Annotated in this window: 15 protein-coding genes; 6 read left to right on the top strand and 9 right to left on the bottom strand. The window is 38.2% G+C overall.

Translation table 11 applies throughout. From position 1 onward, the window contains the following. The first annotated feature begins 190 nt into the window (after positions 1-190). The 6 genes from BQ2683_RS02800 (at position 191) to rd (ending at position 7,483) form a co-directional block, all read left to right on the top strand. Positions 191-559, top strand: coding sequence for a VOC family protein (locus BQ2683_RS02800; RefSeq protein ID WP_069987246.1), 369 nt, complete (start codon positions 191-193; stop codon positions 557-559). Positions 560-624: 65 nt separating this feature from the next. Next, on the top strand, positions 625-1,308 hold the full coding sequence (ispD, locus tag BQ2683_RS02795) for a 2-C-methyl-D-erythritol 4-phosphate cytidylyltransferase (protein WP_069987245.1): 684 nt from the start codon (positions 625-627) through the stop codon (positions 1,306-1,308). Then, positions 1,299-1,769 carry a 2-C-methyl-D-erythritol 2,4-cyclodiphosphate synthase gene (gene ispF, locus BQ2683_RS02790; protein ID WP_069987244.1) on the top strand — a complete coding sequence of 157 codons (471 nt, stop codon included), beginning with the start codon at positions 1,299-1,301 and terminating at the stop codon, positions 1,767-1,769. The genes ispD and ispF overlap by 10 nt, the downstream gene beginning before the upstream one ends. 587 nt (positions 1,770-2,356) lie before the next feature. Continuing rightward, positions 2,357-4,327, top strand: a complete 1,971-nt coding sequence (uvrB, locus tag BQ2683_RS02785) for an excinuclease ABC subunit UvrB (RefSeq protein WP_069987243.1) — start codon at positions 2,357-2,359, stop codon at positions 4,325-4,327. A gap of 9 nt (positions 4,328-4,336) precedes the next feature. Further along, on the top strand, positions 4,337-7,183 hold the full coding sequence (gene uvrA / locus BQ2683_RS02780; protein ID WP_069987242.1) for an excinuclease ABC subunit UvrA: 2,847 nt from the start codon (positions 4,337-4,339) through the stop codon (positions 7,181-7,183). A gap of 141 nt (positions 7,184-7,324) precedes the next feature. Further along, the gene (rd, locus tag BQ2683_RS02775) at positions 7,325-7,483 is read left to right on the top strand and encodes a rubredoxin (RefSeq protein WP_069987241.1); all 159 of its coding nucleotides are present in this window, start codon (positions 7,325-7,327) and stop codon (positions 7,481-7,483) included. A gap of 303 nt (positions 7,484-7,786) precedes the next feature. Here the strand turns inward: rd and BQ2683_RS02770 are convergent, their stop codons facing one another. The 9 genes from BQ2683_RS02770 to BQ2683_RS02730 form a co-directional block, all read right to left on the bottom strand. Next, entirely contained in the window at positions 7,787-8,413 is a 627-nt protein-coding gene (locus tag BQ2683_RS02770; RefSeq protein WP_069987240.1) for a V-type ATP synthase subunit D, read from the bottom strand. A gap of 34 nt (positions 8,414-8,447) precedes the next feature. Then, positions 8,448-9,857: a V-type ATP synthase subunit B gene (locus tag BQ2683_RS02765; RefSeq protein WP_069987239.1), complete on the bottom strand. Its 1,410-nt coding sequence runs from the start codon at positions 9,855-9,857 to the stop codon at positions 8,448-8,450. 21 nt (positions 9,858-9,878) lie between these two features. Further along, the gene (locus BQ2683_RS02760; protein ID WP_069987238.1) at positions 9,879-11,630 is read right to left on the bottom strand and encodes a V-type ATP synthase subunit A; all 1,752 of its coding nucleotides are present in this window, start codon (positions 11,628-11,630) and stop codon (positions 9,879-9,881) included. 24 nt (positions 11,631-11,654) lie between these two features. Continuing rightward, positions 11,655-12,251: a V-type ATP synthase subunit E gene (locus BQ2683_RS02755; RefSeq protein ID WP_069987237.1), complete on the bottom strand. Its 597-nt coding sequence runs from the start codon at positions 12,249-12,251 to the stop codon at positions 11,655-11,657. Between the two features lie 35 nt (positions 12,252-12,286). Continuing rightward, positions 12,287-12,595 (bottom strand): V-type ATP synthase subunit F, encoded by a 309-nt coding sequence (locus BQ2683_RS02750; RefSeq protein ID WP_069987987.1) that lies wholly within the window; start codon positions 12,593-12,595, stop codon positions 12,287-12,289. A gap of 63 nt (positions 12,596-12,658) precedes the next feature. Then, positions 12,659-13,087 carry an ATP synthase subunit C gene (locus BQ2683_RS02745; RefSeq protein ID WP_069987236.1) on the bottom strand — a complete coding sequence of 143 codons (429 nt, stop codon included), beginning with the start codon at positions 13,085-13,087 and terminating at the stop codon, positions 12,659-12,661. Between the two features lie 93 nt (positions 13,088-13,180). Next, entirely contained in the window at positions 13,181-15,148 is a 1,968-nt protein-coding gene (locus BQ2683_RS02740) for a V-type ATP synthase subunit I (protein ID WP_069987235.1), read from the bottom strand. 16 nt (positions 15,149-15,164) lie between these two features. Continuing rightward, positions 15,165-16,217, bottom strand: coding sequence for a V0D/AC39 family V-type ATPase subunit (locus BQ2683_RS02735; RefSeq protein WP_069987234.1), 1,053 nt, complete (start codon positions 16,215-16,217; stop codon positions 15,165-15,167). 25 nt (positions 16,218-16,242) lie between these two features. Continuing rightward, on the bottom strand, positions 16,243-16,554 hold the full coding sequence (locus BQ2683_RS02730; RefSeq protein WP_069987233.1) for a hypothetical protein: 312 nt from the start codon (positions 16,552-16,554) through the stop codon (positions 16,243-16,245). Positions 16,555-16,725 lie beyond the last annotated feature (171 nt).

Genomic DNA, 16,725 nt, shown 5'->3' with positions numbered 1-16,725 from the left:
TTATTTAGCATTTTAACGAATAATTTAAATTGATTTTTAATACCTCATATGGTATGATAAAAACAATCATAAAAGAGACATAACTTTCGTGATTGTAATAAGAAAAATAAGTTTTATTTCGCAGTTGTTCTGATTGGTTACAAAATAATTGGGATAAAGAAAAAAACATAGAAAAATAAGGAGTAATACAATGGATTTTAAATTTGCCCACAACAATATCAATGTACTAAATCTACAAAAAAGTTTAGAATTTTATCAAAGAGCCCTTGGATTAACCGAAGTGAGGAGAAAAGTTGCCCAAGATGAATCCTTTATTTTGGTATATTTAGGAGATGGTGCTACCCCACATCAGTTAGAATTAACTTGGTTGCGTGACCGTAAAGAGCCATATAACTTGGGGGAAAATGAATTCCATCTGGCCTTTTATGTGGATGATTTTGATGCTGCCCATAAGTTACATCAAGAAATGGGCTGTATTTGTTATGAAAACCCTGGCATGGGCATTTATTTTATCAGTGACCCGGATGGTTATTGGTTAGAAATTGTTCCAATAAAATAGGAAAAAAGGCCTTATCATTTTCGGATGAAGGCCTTTCTGCTTTTTACAAATAAGGAGGCAATAAAATGGTATCCGTCATTATTGTAGCAGCGGGAAATTCTTCCCGCATGGAGGGAATTAAAAAACAATTTTTAAAAATTGGTGGAGTTCCAGTTGTAATACGCAGTGTAACAAAATTTCAACAGATTGATGAGGTGTGTGAAACCATAATTGTAGTTGGAAAAGAAGATATCCCTTATGCTGAACAGCTTGTTCAGCAATACAAACTGAAAAATACAGTTGTCACCCAAGGTGGAGATAGCCGTCAGCAATCAGTTTTGTCTGGCTTATCATGCTGCAATCCAAAAAGTGATTTGGTGGCAATCCATGATGCTGCTCGGCCATTTGTACAGATAGAGGAAATTCAACAAGTGATTCAAATTGCAAAAAAATATGGCGCAGCTACTTTGGGAGCACCTGTAAAAGATACGATTAAAATCGTAGAAGATGGTATCATACAATTTACTCCCCCAAGAAGTAGTTTGTATTTAACCCAAACACCACAGGTATTTCAGATGGAGCTTTACAAAAAAGCTGTTGAGAAAGCGCAACAAAACCAATGGGATTTTACAGACGATTGCCAACTAATTGAACAATATGGATTTCCCGTCCATATTGTAACAGCAAGTTACGCCAATATTAAAATTACTACTCCAGAAGATATTGTTTTAGCAGAGAGCTTTGCAAAGGGGGAAGAGCAGTGCGAATAGGACATGGATATGATGTACATCGCTTGGTAAAGGGGAGAAAATTAATCTTATGTGGTGTAGAAATCCCTCATGAAACCGGTTTGTTAGGACATTCCGATGCGGATGTAGCGGTTCATGCCGTAATGGATGCTTTATTGGGTGCAGCTGGATTAGGTGATATTGGACTACATTTTCCAGACACAGATCCTGCTTATGCTGGGGCAGATAGTATGAAGCTGCTTCAACATGTTGTAAATTTATTAAAAAAGCATGGATTTCAAATCAGTAATATTGACCTTACTATTTTAGCTCAGGCTCCAAAACTTCGTCCTTTTATTGATCATATGATGGCAAATCTTTCTGTTGATTTGAATATTCCTAAAAACCGCATTAATATAAAAGCGACAACAGAAGAGGGTCTTGGTTTTACTGGAGAAAAACAAGGCATTGCGGCGCATTGTGTTTGCTTATTAGAAGAATAGATAATTAGGAGGGAATCAAAATGGTTTCCCTCCTTTTAATTAAGTGCATTTGTGTAGAAATTCAAGGTGATGCGATTCAAATATTTAAGAAGCTGCTTGATAGAGCGAATCGCACAATTTTTTATAATCAATATTTCTTAATTTGTTTTGCTTAGGAGATTATTTCATTATTCGTTGACAGTATTGGTAAGAAAAAATCTTATCATGGATTGTATGTTGTAATTATTTAAGATAAAAATAACAAGTAGAAATTAGTGTATCTACTGTAAAAGTTATATGATTAGGAGATGTGATTGGTACAATAATAATGGCTGGAATTTTTATCTACACAATAAACGCTTTTATTATCACTTTTCATAGGATTCCTTTAAGAATAAATGATAATGTCATTTTATCATAGAAAGGCTGGTTTTATTGTAAAAATGAGGTTTTTATGGTATACTAAAACATTGACAAAACAAAGAATACGTAGTAATATGGATATAACAAACATTTGTTCTTTTAAAGTAGTAAGTCTGAATAAATAGGATTATTATTTGTAAAAATTTTACGAACCAGTTGTGATAAAATAAACAGGAGATTTACCTATGACGAATCAAAATAAGTTTAAACTGGTTTCTCCATATCAGCCAACAGGAGACCAGCCAGAAGCGATTGCCAAATTAGTTCAAGGACTTCAAAGAGGGGATAAAGAACAAACCTTATTAGGGGTAACTGGTTCTGGTAAAACTTTTACCATGGCAAATGTAATTGCACAGGTGAATAAACCAACATTGGTACTGGCACACAACAAAACTTTGGCAGCTCAGCTTTGCTCGGAATTTAAAGAGTTTTTTCCAGAAAATGCGGTGGAGTACTTTGTCTCTTATTACGATTACTATCAGCCAGAAGCCTATGTTCCCAGTACAGATACCTATATTGAAAAAGATAGTGCTATCAATGATGAAATTGATAAATTACGCCACTCCGCCACTTGTGCTTTGGCAGAACGCCGAGATGTTATTATTGTAGCAAGTGTGTCTTGTATTTACAGTTTGGGTAACCCGATTGATTACCGCAGCATGGTAATTTCTTTACGAGAAGGCTTGGAAAAATCCAGGGATGAATTACTTGAAAAATTGGTGGAAATTCAATATGAGCGGAATGATATTAATTTTGTCCGTAATAAATTCCGTGTTCGGGGAGATGTGGTGGAGATATTCCCTGCTTATTCCAGTGATACCGCCATCCGCGTCGAATTTTTTGGTGATGAGATTGATCGAATCAGTGAGATCAACGCTTTAACTGGGGAAGTGAAACAGAGGGTTTCCCACATTGCGATTTATCCTTCTTCTCATTATATTATCCCTCCAGAGCAAATGCATGATGCGCTCCGTAACCTGGAAAAAGAGCTAGATGAACGGGTTGCTTATTTTACTGAGAATGAAATGCTGTTGGAGGCACAAAGAATTAAACAGCGTACCATGTATGATATTGAAATGCTAGAGGAAATCGGTTTTTGTAAGGGAATCGAAAACTATTCCAGAGTTTTATCTGGACGTCCAGAAGGCGCTACCCCATATACCTTGATGGACCACTTTCCAGATGATTTTTTATTGATTGTGGATGAATCCCATGTTACCCTTCCGCAGGTAAAAGGAATGTATTTTGGTGACCATGCGAGGAAAAAGACCTTGATTGATTATGGGTTCCGTCTACCGTCTGCTTATGATAACAGACCGTTGAATTTTGATGAATTTTACAGTAAGGTGAATCAGGCTATTTATGTTAGTGCAACCCCTGGGGATTTTGAAAAAGACCATTCTACTCAGATTGTACAGCAGGTAATTCGTCCAACTGGATTATTGGATCCAGAAATTACTGTAAAACCAATTGAAGGCCAGATTGAGGATTTACTGTTTGAAATCAACCAACGCATTGAAAAGAAGGAACGTGTTTTGGTCACCACTTTGACGAAAAAAATGGCGGAGGATTTAACGGATTTCCTGGAACAATCAGGTGTTAAAGTTCACTATATGCACTATGGTGTGGATACGATTGAACGTATGGAGATTATCCGGGATCTTCGTTTAGGGGAATTCGATGTACTGGTAGGAATTAACCTATTGCGGGAAGGATTGGATATTCCTGAGGTATCCCTCGTTTGTATTTTGGATGCGGATAAAGAAGGATTCCTACGTTCTGAAACTTCCTTGATTCAGACAATTGGACGTGCTGCCCGAAATGCAGAGGGCAAGGTAATTATGTATGCGGACCAGGTAACCGGTTCTATGGAACGTGCAATAACCGAGACTTTACGTAGGCGAGAAATCCAGATGGCATATAATCAGGAACATGGAATTGTTCCTACTACCATTAAAAAAGATGTACGTGAAATTCTCGAAATTTCTACCAAAGAAGAAACCGAACCTACAACGAAAAAGAAAAAATTATCTAAAAAAGAAAAAGACGCATTGATTGAAAAACTGACCATTGAAATGAAAAATGCGGCAAAATTATTAGAATTTGAACATGCAATCTATTTGAGGGACCGTATTGAAGAAATTAAAAAGAGCTGAGGTGTTTCTGTGGGGAAAGATAAAATCATCATCAAAGGTGCTCGTGAGCACAATTTAAAAAATGTGGACGTGACGATTCCTAGGGATAAATTAGTTGTATTTACTGGATTATCCGGTTCTGGAAAATCCTCTTTGGCATTTGATACCATTTATGCTGATGGCCAGCGGAGATATGTGGAAAGCCTTTCTTCTTATGCAAGACAATTTTTGGGGCAAATGGAAAAACCAGATGTGGATGAAATTGAAGGCTTATCCCCAGCAATTTCGATTGACCAAAAAACAACCTCTAAGAACCCTCGTTCCACTGTGGGTACTGTCACTGAAATTTATGACTATCTTCGTTTGCTGTATGCTAGGATAGGGATTCCTCATTGTCCCATTTGTGGCCGTGAAATTAAGCAGCAGACAATTGACCAGATTGTTGACCAGGTAATGAAGCTGGAAGAGCGGACAAAAATCCAAATAATGGCCCCAATTGTTAGAGGAAGGAAAGGGGAGCACGTAAAAGAGTTTGAAGCCGCTAGAAAAAGCGGGTTTGTCCGTGTCCGTGTCGATGGTAACATCTATGACCTTTCGGAAGAAATTAAACTGGAGAAAAATATTAAGCACCACATTGAGATTATTGTTGACCGATTGGTGATCAAACCAGAAATCAAATCCCGCTTAACAGATAGTTTGGAGATTGCCTCAAATTTATCCGGGGGATTGATTATCGTGGATGTAGTGGATGGGGAAGAGATATTGTTTTCCCAAAACTATGCTTGCCCAGAGCATGGTATTAGTATTGAAGAACTTTCTCCAAGAATGTTTTCATTTAATAATCCATATGGTGCCTGTGAAAAATGTACTGGGTTAGGGACTTTTATGAAAGTAGATCCGGATTTAATTGTTCCCAATAAAGAGCTGTCTATTTCACAAGGTGCACTGAAAGCTTCTGGATGGTCTTTTGGGGATAGAGGGTCCATCGCCAATATGTATTTTGAGGCATTGGCACAGACTTATGGCTTTTCTTTGGATACCCCATTTCAAGATCTTCCAAAAAAAGCAGTAGACGTTATTTTTTATGGCACTGGCAAAAAAAAGCTGGAAATGACCCGTACCAATGGTTATGGAACTGGCACATATTCCGCTCCATTTGAAGGAATTATCAATAATCTGGAACGGCGTTACAAAGAGAGTAACAGCGATTATGCCAAAGAAGAAATCGCTAATTATATGAATGATATTGAATGTCCTTCCTGCCATGGAGAACGGTTAAAACCAGAAGCCTTGGCGGTTACGGTTGGAGGAAGAAATATCAGTGAAATCACCAAGATGAGCATAACAGAATTGTTGGATTTTATCCAGCAATTAGAGTTATCAGAGCGTGACCACATGATTGCGGACGCTGTATTAAAGGAAATCCGGGAACGGCTGCAATTCCTTTGCAGCGTAGGACTAGAGTATTTGACTCTTTCCCGTTCCGCAGGGACATTATCCGGTGGAGAAAGTCAGCGTATCCGGTTAGCAACCCAAATTGGTTCCTCTTTGGTAGGGGTGTTATATATTTTGGATGAACCTAGTATTGGATTGCACCAAAGGGATAATGATAAACTGATTGGTACGTTGAAGCATCTTCGTGATATTGGAAATACCTTGATTGTGGTAGAACATGACGAAGATACTATGCTGGCGGCGGATTATCTCGTTGATGTAGGACCTGGAGCAGGGATTCATGGAGGAGAAATTGTATTCTCCGGAACGATTGACCAGTTGAAAACCTGCGAAGAATCCATTACAGCACAATATCTGTTTGGGAAAAAGCAAATTCCTGTGCCGAAAGAACGCAGGAAAGGAAATGGCAATTTCTTGACCTTTACAGGATGCGCTGAAAATAACCTGAAGGATATTACTGTAAAAATTCCGTTAGGGTGTTTTGTCTGTGTCACCGGGGTTTCTGGTTCTGGAAAATCCTCTTTAGTAAATGAAATTATATATAAACATTTAGCTGCTAAATTAAACCGTGCACGGCTTCATGCTGGAAAACACGGTAAGGTAGACGGTCTTGAATATCTGGATAAAGTGATTGATATTGACCAAAGCCCGATTGGACGTACACCAAGGTCAAATCCTGGAACCTATACCGGGGTATTTAATGATATCAGGGAATTATTTGCCCAAACAGCGGATGCAAAAATGAGGGGATATAATGCTGGCAGATTTAGCTTTAATGTCCGTGGAGGACGGTGTGAAGCTTGTCAGGGAGATGGCATTGTCAAGATTGAAATGCATTTTTTACCTGATATTTTTGTACCCTGTGAAGTTTGTAAAGGGAAACGGTATAATCGTGAAACGTTAGAGGTAAAATATAAAGGAAAGAGTATTCATGATGTGCTGGAGATGACGGTGGAAGAGGGGATGTACTTCTTTGAAAATATTCCCCGTATCCATCGCAAATTAAAAACATTGTTTGAAGTGGGGTTGGGTTACGTAAAAATAGGCCAGCCAGCTACTACCCTTTCTGGTGGGGAAGCACAACGCGTCAAATTGGCTACTGAACTTGCCAAACGCTCTACAGGAAAAACCATCTATATTTTGGATGAGCCTACCACAGGGCTTCACACAGCGGATGTACACCGATTAATCCAAGTATTGCAAAAACTAGTGGATGCTGGGAATACTGTCTTAGTCATTGAACACAATTTAGATGTCATCAAAGTTGCGGATCATATTATTGACTTGGGTCCTGAAGGTGGAACCCGGGGTGGAGAAATAGTAGCTAATGGAACACCGGAAGAAGTGGCGGAGTGTGTTGATTCCTATACAGGGCAGTATTTAAAACGTTCTTTGGAAAAAGCAAAACCGTCCTCAAAATAAAATTTTTAAATTAATAGAATCAATTAATAAATAGTTTTAATTGATTCATAAAATAACAATGAAATTTAATTGAAATTACAGTATGATAATAATATCATATAATAATAATCATTATTATTTCATTGAAAGGAGAAATTAATTATGGCAAAATATGTATGTACTGTATGTGGTTATGTATATGACCCAGAAGTAGGCGAACCAGATGCAGGTATCGCTGCTGGAACAGCTTTTGAAGATCTTCCAGATGATTTTGTTTGCCCATTATGTGGTGTAGGCAAAGACCAATTTGAAGCTGAATAATTCATAAAAAAGCTTAGATGATAATTTATTTCATCTAAGCTTTTTTCTATGCCTATGTATAAGAAAATAAGTATACGAGGCTTATATTATATCTTCTTTGATATAAGATTTCTTTATAGATTCACATAGTCTCCAGTATATAAAGGTATCCATTAACAGAAAAATTAAATCTGTAAATCAATATATTTTTTGTAGTAGTAAAAATATAAGGTATCATTTTAATATTAAAATGATACCTTATGATATATATTTTCCACCATGATTATAGAAAAAAACACCATTGATTTCAATGGTGTTTTTTTACTAGCTCATTTGTTCTTGTTGTTCTTTTGTGCGTTTAATTACTTTCATTCGGCTGAATTCTTCCCGTTCTTTTTCCTCCAAAGCATCGGAGATAAATTTAACGGTTTCTTCAAATTGTGGAATATTAATATTTTTTAATGCGTTTGCTCGGCGTTGGGTAGTTTTAATCGCATTTGCTAGACGGTAAACACTATTTTCAATTTCAGCCAATACAATACTTATTTGTTTTGCTTTTTCAAATTTAATATAAGCAATATCCAATTGGGAGTTGGTTCCTGTAAAACCATAAGCGTTGGGGGAAAGGGTAGATTCCAATGTAACTTTTGGAATTTCCACACCCATAACGCTACGGTAGGTAATATGTACCCCCGTTTCAATTTCAATTCCGTTTGCGATATTTTCACACACGCCCAATGTAATATTTGCTTTTTGAAGTGCCAAATAAGCTTCCGCATAGGTTTTTTCAATTTCACCACGGATGGATTTTGCGGTGTCAATCAAAGACATCATTTCCCGCACCAGAATATTTCTTTTGCGGTCCATTAAGTCAAAACCCAATCTGGCAAGGTTCAGGGACTTTTTGATATTAATTAAGTTACCCTTAGTAGGGAACACAGCTAAAGCCATAGATGGACCTCCCTTCAATCATTGGATCGTGTTTTTAGAATCTTTTATTTTTACGGAAACGATCCGCACGGCTGGAATCGTAGAACTGGAATAATAGGTCAGAATTGATACGGTCCAATTCTTCTTTTGGCAGTAGGCAGAGTAAGTCCCAACCCAATTCCAGGGTTTGTTCCATTGTCCTGTCTTCATTTTCACCTTGTTGGATAAAGTTTTGTTCAAATTGGCGTCCAAATTCCATATAGGCTTTATCGGTTTCGGATAATTCTTCTTCCCCGATAACAGAAGCTAGGGCACGGGCATCGCTTACTTTTGCGTAGCAAGCGAACAATTGGTTAGAAACATCCGCATGGTCTGCCCGGGTAAACCCTTCCCCGATACCGTCTTTCATCAGACGGGATAAGGATGGTAGTACAGCAATTGGTGGGTAAATCCCTTGTTGGGCTAAGGCACGGTCCAATACAATTTGTCCTTCGGTAATATAGCCAGTTAAGTCAGGGATTGGGTGGGTAATATCACCATTCGGCATCGTCAAAATAGGGATCTGCGTAACAGAGCCAGATGCCCCTTTGATAATACCAGCACGTTCATACAAGGAAGCAAAGTCCGAATACAAATAGCCTGGGAATCCTTTTCTTCCTGGAATTTCACCTTTGGAAGAGGAGAATTCACGGACAGCTTCCGCATAGGATGTCATATCAGTTAAGATAACCAGAATGTGCATATTGTGCTGATATGCCAAATATTCTGCAGCTGTAAGAGCACATCTAGGGGTCAAGATACGTTCGATAATTGGATCGTTTGCTAGATTTACAAACATCGCAACACGTTCCAAAACACCGCTTTCCTGGAATTTTGCTTTAAAGTAATCGGCAACATCGTTGTTAACACCCATTGCCGCGAATACAATACCAAAGCCTTGACCATTGTCCTCAGCGATTTTTGCCTGGCGTACAATTTGGACTGCCAATTTGTTATGGCTCAAACCGGAGTCAGAAAAAATAGGAAGCTTTTGACCACGTATCAATGTCATCATGGCATCAATAGCGGAAATTCCTGTACGGATATAGTTCTGTGGATAGACACGGGAAACCGGATTGATTGGCTGACCATTGATATCGGCGTATTGATCCGCATAAATATCCCCTAAACCATCAATTGGTTTTCCAGCGCCGTTAAAAATACGGCCTAAAATTTCTTTTGAAAGGGCAATTTCCATTGGGTGTCCTGTAAATTCAGTGGTGGTATTATTCAAGGAAAGGCCATCAGTGCCTTCAAATACCTGTACCACAACACGTTTTCCCATAATTTGAACAATACGGCCTAAACGAACCGAGCCGTTTTCCAGATGAAGCTGAACCAGCTCTTCAAAACTGGCACCTTCTACATCATCTAACACAACCAATGGACCGTTAATTTCTTTTAATCCAATGTGTTGAATCGCCATAGGGCCTCACTCCAATCCTTATTATTTGTCGCTTTCCATAAGTTTTTGATCAATTTCTTTGTAGTAATCCTCAAACATTTCCAGATGGTCATTTGGAACATCGTATTTAATACGGGTTAATTTATCAAAAATACCTGTGCTGATAATATTAGAAATTGGAATATTACGCAACACCAGTTCGGTTGCTTTATCGTATAAATACAGGATTACCTTCATCATTTCCAATTGTTTTTTCATTGGAACATAGGTATCATCTTTATGGAATGCGTTTTGCTGTAAGAATCCTACACGGATGACTTTCGCAGTTTCAATAACTAGTTTTTGGTCATCTGGTAGCACATCTGCCCCAATCAGTTTTACAATTTCCATCAGGTTGGATTCCTCCGCCAATAAAGCGGAAGTCCGTTGTTTTAATGCCAAAAAATCTTCCCCAACATTTTTTGCATAGAAATCTGCCAGATCATCTTCGTATTCGCTGTAGCTAGTCATCCAGTTAATTGCTGGATAGTGACGGGCATAAGCCAAGGATTTATCTAAAGCCCAGAAACAACGTACAAAACGTTTTGTGTTTTGTGTAACTGGTTCGGAGAAGTCGGAACCTTGTGGGGAAACCGCGCCGATAATAGTAACAGAACCTTCGGTATCATTCAAGTTTACCATATAGCCAGCACGTTCATAGAATTGGGATAGACGGGATGGTAGATATGCTGGAAACCCTTCTTCTGCTGGCATTTCTTCCAAACGACCAGAGATTTCCCTCAAAGCCTCTGCCCAACGGGAAGTGGAGTCTGCCATGATAGCCACATGGTATCCCATGTCACGGTAGTATTCTGCCAATGTAATACCAGTGTAGATAGAAGCCTCACGGGCAGCAACTGGCATATTGGAGGTATTTGCAATCAATACAGTACGGTCGGTGAGAGGACGTTGGGTGCGTGGGTCAATCAATTCGGAGAATTCTTCCAAAACCTGAGTCATCTCGTTCCCACGTTCCCCGCAACCAATATATACAATTAAGTCAGCATCACACCATTTTGCCAACTGGTGCTGTGTCATGGTTTTACCAGTACCAAATCCGCCTGGAATAGCAGCAGCGCCACCCTTGGCAATTGGGAACATGGTATCAATCACACGTTGGCCAGTAATCAATGGACGGTTGATTGGTTTTCTTTCTTTTACAGGACGGGCAGTACGGATTGGCCATTTCTGACACAGAGTTAATTCATGGATATTCCCTTGTGCGTCTTTGATGACAACGACGGTATCATTTACAGTGTAAGAACCATTTGGTTTTACCTCTATGACATCGCCTTCCAACATAGGGGAGAGCATGCAGCGGTGTTCAATTGCGGAGGTTTCTGGACAGGTAGCGTAAATATCACCACCTGTTAGGTGATCCCCTACAGATACAGTAATTGTTACATCATATGTTTTTTTCAGGTCTAAAGAGGATACATCAGAACCAATGCCAATAAACGCTCCGGTTTCCTCTGCCATATCCCGCAAAGGGCGCTCAATACCATCAAAGATATTTGAAATAATACCAGGACCCAAAGTAGCGGATAATGGAGCCCCTGTACCATAAACAGGTTCGCCTGGTTTTAGTCCGGTGGTACTTTCATATACTTGAATAGTGGTTTCTTTATCATTGATAGAGATGACCTCGCCAATGATTTTTTGTTTTCCTACATATACCATTTCCAACATGGAAAAATCCTGCGTATCTTTGATTTTGACAACAGGGCCATTGATGGAGTAAATTACGTTAGCCAATGATATCACCTCATCTATTTATAGTTATACAGCAATGGTCAAGCCGCAGGTACGGTAAAATTCCTGACGTTGCTTGTCGAGGTCGTTTGCAAACGTCTCATCTTGTAGCACATTTTTTTCTGGCTGAATCAGCTTGAAACCACCTAATTGATTGGCAGGGTCTGCCTGGACAGTAGCAGTTGGTACCAATTCACAAATTTTTTCGGTCAATGGAAGGTCTTTTTCCTGTATGGAAATAATCATTGGTTGACCAGTAAAACTTTCTGCCGCTGTTTGGATGGAAGTAAGCAAAAAGGATTGGTACTCTTTTGTATCAGTGAATTTTTGTAACTTTTCTTCCGCTTCTTGAAAAATTTTTTCGGTTAGTTGATTGCGGAATTCGAGCAACTCCCGTTTTCCATCCAATTCTACTTTGGTTACCTCTTGGCGGTATTTTAACTGCAATTGGTGTACCTGTTCCTGCATAACAGAAAACATCTTATCATATTCTTTTTGGCGAGTATTTTCCAATTCATTTTCTTTCATTTTTTCTGTTTCAGCTTGGATTTCCTGTATTTTTTTCTCGGCTTCCATTAAAACAGATTGCTCAAATCTTTGCAGTTTTTCGTTATCGTATGCCATTTATTGTTCACCTTCTTATTTGGCTGTATCGCAAATTAAATTTTAACCCCAATTGCTTCACGAACATAGTTTGTGATGGTTCCACTGATATCAGCAGTACCGTGGCGGTCTGGGATTTCTACTAATAATGGATATTTCCTATGCAGTTTAAAATCATAAATCAAGTCTGGGCAAAGCTTCATTAATTTTTCGGAAATTAATAGGATACCGATTTCTGGGTTACCACAAGCTTTTGTGATTTCTTGTTCTACTTCTTGCGGTTCATGGACAACAACCCCTTCAATACCGGTAAGGCGCATCCCCATCTGTGTATCAATGTTATCACTTATACAATAAAATTTCATAGTATACTCCATTTCTTGATTCATCCCCATCCACTTTGTTGGGATGGGGATTGTTTATTTTGCTTACATAAACAGAATCATAAAGGAAATAACCAAACCGTAGATTGCGATACCTTCACCCATTACAACGAAAATCATGGATTTACCAAATGCTTTTGGATCTTCACTACAAGCGCCAATTGCTGCTGGAGCAGCACCGCCTACTGCAACACCTGCACCGATGGAAGCAAGGCCAGTGGAAAGGGCTGCACCTAAATATTTTAGACCATCACCAGTGCTTAAAGCAGCCGCCGCACTGCCAGCGTCTGTAGCAGCGGATACAAAACCACCCAGTGGCAGGACGATCATCAATAGAACGATACCAGCGAAAGCGCATAGATTAAAGATAATAGCGTGTTTTGCCTTTTTACCAGTGGTAATTCCAGCGTATACAGGAACCAATGGCATCATTAATAAAACGATAGCGAGTAAAGGGAGTACAAACATTAACATAAGTAAAACCTCCAAAATTCAATATTAAAATAATCTATCATACAAGCTAAACAGCCTGCATAGCGGGAACTATTTGATTTTGTTTTCACACCATTATTTTTTACGACCTTTTTTGGCGTATTTAAAATCAATGGTTAAAGGTTTAAAAGGTTTTCCATCACTTTCATAGAAACGGCTAAAGGTTTCATAGTAAACCAACCTTAATACCTGGATTCCGACAATCAAACCTTCCAGACCCATAACAAAAATATTACCAATTACAACTACAATTGGGCTGCCAAAACTACCTGCCATATGGGCGAAGGTCATAACAACCAACATTAGAGCAGCATGGCTTAATACGAAACCTCCTACCCTTAAGAAGGAAAGGGTATTGGTACAATAGCTTAAGAGGATATCAAACATTTCAAAGCTGGCGTCTACGCCGCTAAATTTTTCTTCCTCTTCTTTTTTACGCTTTTTAAACAGGCGACGGTTTAACTTTTGTCCCAAAGGTTGTTGGAAGAAAATCAAAACCAATGGTAAAATCACAACAATTGCTAAGAAGAAAGGATTAAATACGTTTACTTTTAATACCAACATTAGGATAACTGCTCCAATAATACCGCCATAGAACAATAAACCAGCTAAACCATTGTTGGAGAAAAGCGCCTTCTTCATATCCTTTTTCTTAAATCCTAAATAGATGTTGATGATCATAGAAGCTAAAATGATTACAACGCCAATTCCAAGCGAAACGATCAAGATGGAAATCGAGGTATTGGAATCCATCACATCCAACGGGAAGATATTTCCTAATCCAATGGCGTTAAATAGCGGTTTGAAACACCCTTCAAAGCCAAAGCACGATCCATACAACATGCCGAAGAACATGCTTGCAACACCACAACGGGTTAATATTTGCCCTAGCATCATCTTGCGCCACTTCCACATAAAGATACCGACGAGGATGACACAGATACCCTGGCCGAAATCGCCAAACATCATACCAAATAATAGGGTGTAAATCAATCCAATATAGGAAGTTGGGTTAAAATCATAATAACCTGGCAGACCATACATCTCCACATACATTTCAAATGGACGGAACAGCCAATTGGTTCTCAATTTAACTGGTGGGGTTAGCCTTGCATCAGTATCTTCTGGACAATCCTCACAAATTACATTTGGAAGATCATCAAAAAGTGCGGCAAATTTTTTCACTTTTCTTTTTGGGACAAAACCTTCCAAACGGAATTGTTTGTCGAATATAACAGCATACTTTCGGAATTGGAAGGAATCATGTTTTACTTTGATGAGGGAATATACCTGCTGTAGCTGAATAAACTCCTGTTTTTTGACTTCTTCTAATTGCTGATCAATTTTCGCAATCTCGTTTTTTTCTTCTTGAATTTGCTTATGGAGCGCCTCTGCTGCTGACTGTGGGTTTCCATGAGCATAATCCGGGATTTTAACTTCTTCAAAGTACAATGATTCAAATAGGTTTTCAATCTCATCTGCATCACTGATCGGAACAAAATACATTCCCCAATAGTAATATTCATCATGGTCAAAGGGAAAGAAAAAAAAGTTCTTTTTTGAAAAATATGCAAGTTTTGGATAGCTATCTACTGGGAGCCGTCCAAAACAGGCCTTGGAATATTTTAATTGAAAAATATCATCAATCCTGCAATTTAAACCAAACATATGGCTTACAGTGACAGCTGCCTGATTATGCATATCCAGGTCCGTTTTTATCTGATTTCGTTTTTGAAGAAACTCTCTTATTTTTCCTTGTACTTGGGTAATATAATCTTCAATTTGTGCATCCGTCATGTCCAGATCGGAATAATCTTGATAAACTTCCGGAATGGATAAATCATTTAATAACTGAGTAATGTTTTGCATTGCTCCAATATGAGGATTTGGGTCGTTGACAGTACGGAATACAGTATTACCAGAAGAACCAGTTGGTGCTGTCTCAGCATGGAACAGTTTGCTTTCGCAGCAACGGATCAAAACTTGATCCAAATCATTGATATCACCATAGATGTTCATTAAAGACATCTTTTCAATTGACATGCTTCATACACCTCCTTTACCGAACAATCAAATTTTGAATTTCATCTTGTGGGATTTGATAGCGGATCCCCTCAATGATGTTGATTACATTAGTAAGTTCTAGTTGGCTTAGGATATGGAAAGCATAAAATACTGCGGATGAGTGGGTAGATGTATGAATATATTGTCGTGATATATGATAGGTGATACGATCGGTCAATTTTTCAATATACGAATTTGAATCCCATTCAATACCATACTGTCCTACTTTTCCGAACCAGTTCGAAATTTTTTGTTCTACAGCTTCTTTGCTATCACAAGCTGCAATTTCCTGTATTTTCTGAGCAGATAATTTACGATAAAAAGGAAAAACACGTTTCAAAGCATTTTTTTCAGATGTTTGGAACAGAGCTTTTGCACGATAAATATTGGTCAGGTTTAACAGGTCAATCCGGATACCAAGTAGGCGTAGTAGCTCATATTGTTCATTGCTACGATATACTTGTCGGATCATGTGCCGTGTTTTTTCAAAAAAATATTCATAAAATGCGTGTTCACATGCAATATAACTAATAGTGGGATGGTTTTCGTTGGGCTGATATTTTCGTAAAATAGCAGCATATTCGGTATTCCCTAATACTTGAATTAATTCATCGTAGGTAGTTACCTTTGCCATTTCCATTAAATCTACATGTGCTTTAGAAATCAAATAAGCTGGCAAATCCAAAATATAGCTTTGTGGATTTTTTGCTTTTAACAATAATACCATACGGAGGATTTCTTTTATCTCCTCTTCCATGATCACGGATTGAAACATATCATTATGAGAGGATGTTGTAAAATGGTACAATTTTGTGTACTGGTCAAACACATCTCGTCTTAATAGGTTTTCTAATTGACCACGATGGATATTCGATTCATTGATTCCAAATAAAATTGTTTGAAAATGTGTTTCATTTTTCAAATAAGTAGCAAGATCATTGACTGAACGGCATTTTATCATCTCGTCGTATTGAGTTGAGGTGATGCGTTTGCCGTACATGGCACGAGCCTTTGTCACAATTGCTTTATTGGTCATCGTGTTCAGCATAATGACAACTCCTTATCCACCTCAGTTATTTGTGTAATACCTGGTTAACCAATTGGTCAACCCACTTTTTGTGGTTTTGGTCGTAAATTTCTTGTAACCTTTGTTTTTCCATGTGGTAACGGTGGCGAATTTTTTTAATTGATTCTTCCGCATTCCGTTTTTCACTGTCTTCAAAGTTACCCAAACGATTGGTTGCTCTGGATTGGATTTCATCAGACACGTCAACTTTTTCTGTTTCCAGATGGTTGAAAGCTTTCTGCTGTTCGCTTTCCGCTTGTTTTACTTTCTGGTCAGCAATTTGGTTAATCTGAATAATCCGGTTAATTAACTCCTGCATAAAACCCCTCCGTTCTACCCTGTAAAATAGGTAAGGAATAATTTCCTTTATTGTATACCCAAATTGCAAGATTTGCAATAGCAAATATTATGAATAAACTAAATGTTTGATAATATTTTGTTTATTATCACAATATAAAAATAGGAATAATATAAAATAATATTATTTTAT

The organism is Massilioclostridium coli (assembly GCF_900095865.1).
GTDB classification, from domain to species: domain Bacteria; phylum Bacillota; class Clostridia; order Oscillospirales; family Ruminococcaceae; genus Massilioclostridium; species Massilioclostridium facile.
Note: the sequence above shows the minus strand (reverse complement) of the source record. Positions and strands in the feature narration are given on the sequence as shown.

Excerpts from the sequence above, each read along its gene's own strand:
- BQ2683_RS02800 (WP_069987246.1), top strand. The coding sequence starts at position 191 with ATGGATTTTAAATTTGCCCACAACAATATCAATGTACTAAATCTACAA.
- ispD (WP_069987245.1), top strand. The coding sequence starts at position 625 with ATGGTATCCGTCATTATTGTAGCAGCGGGAAATTCTTCCCGCATGGAG.
- uvrB (WP_069987243.1), top strand. The coding sequence starts at position 2,357 with ATGACGAATCAAAATAAGTTTAAACTGGTTTCTCCATATCAGCCAACA.
- rd (WP_069987241.1), top strand. The coding sequence starts at position 7,325 with ATGGCAAAATATGTATGTACTGTATGTGGTTATGTATATGACCCAGAA.
- BQ2683_RS02770 (WP_069987240.1), bottom strand. The coding sequence starts at position 8,413 with ATGGCTTTAGCTGTGTTCCCTACTAAGGGTAACTTAATTAATATCAAA.
- BQ2683_RS02765 (WP_069987239.1), bottom strand. The coding sequence starts at position 9,857 with ATGGCGATTCAACACATTGGATTAAAAGAAATTAACGGTCCATTGGTT.
- BQ2683_RS02755 (WP_069987237.1), bottom strand. The coding sequence starts at position 12,251 with ATGGCATACGATAACGAAAAACTGCAAAGATTTGAGCAATCTGTTTTA.
- BQ2683_RS02750 (WP_069987987.1), bottom strand. The coding sequence starts at position 12,595 with ATGAAATTTTATTGTATAAGTGATAACATTGATACACAGATGGGGATG.
- BQ2683_RS02745 (WP_069987236.1), bottom strand. The coding sequence starts at position 13,087 with ATGTTAATGTTTGTACTCCCTTTACTCGCTATCGTTTTATTAATGATG.
- BQ2683_RS02740 (WP_069987235.1), bottom strand. The coding sequence starts at position 15,148 with ATGTCAATTGAAAAGATGTCTTTAATGAACATCTATGGTGATATCAAT.
- BQ2683_RS02735 (WP_069987234.1), bottom strand. The coding sequence starts at position 16,217 with ATGCTGAACACGATGACCAATAAAGCAATTGTGACAAAGGCTCGTGCC.
- BQ2683_RS02730 (WP_069987233.1), bottom strand. The coding sequence starts at position 16,554 with ATGCAGGAGTTAATTAACCGGATTATTCAGATTAACCAAATTGCTGAC.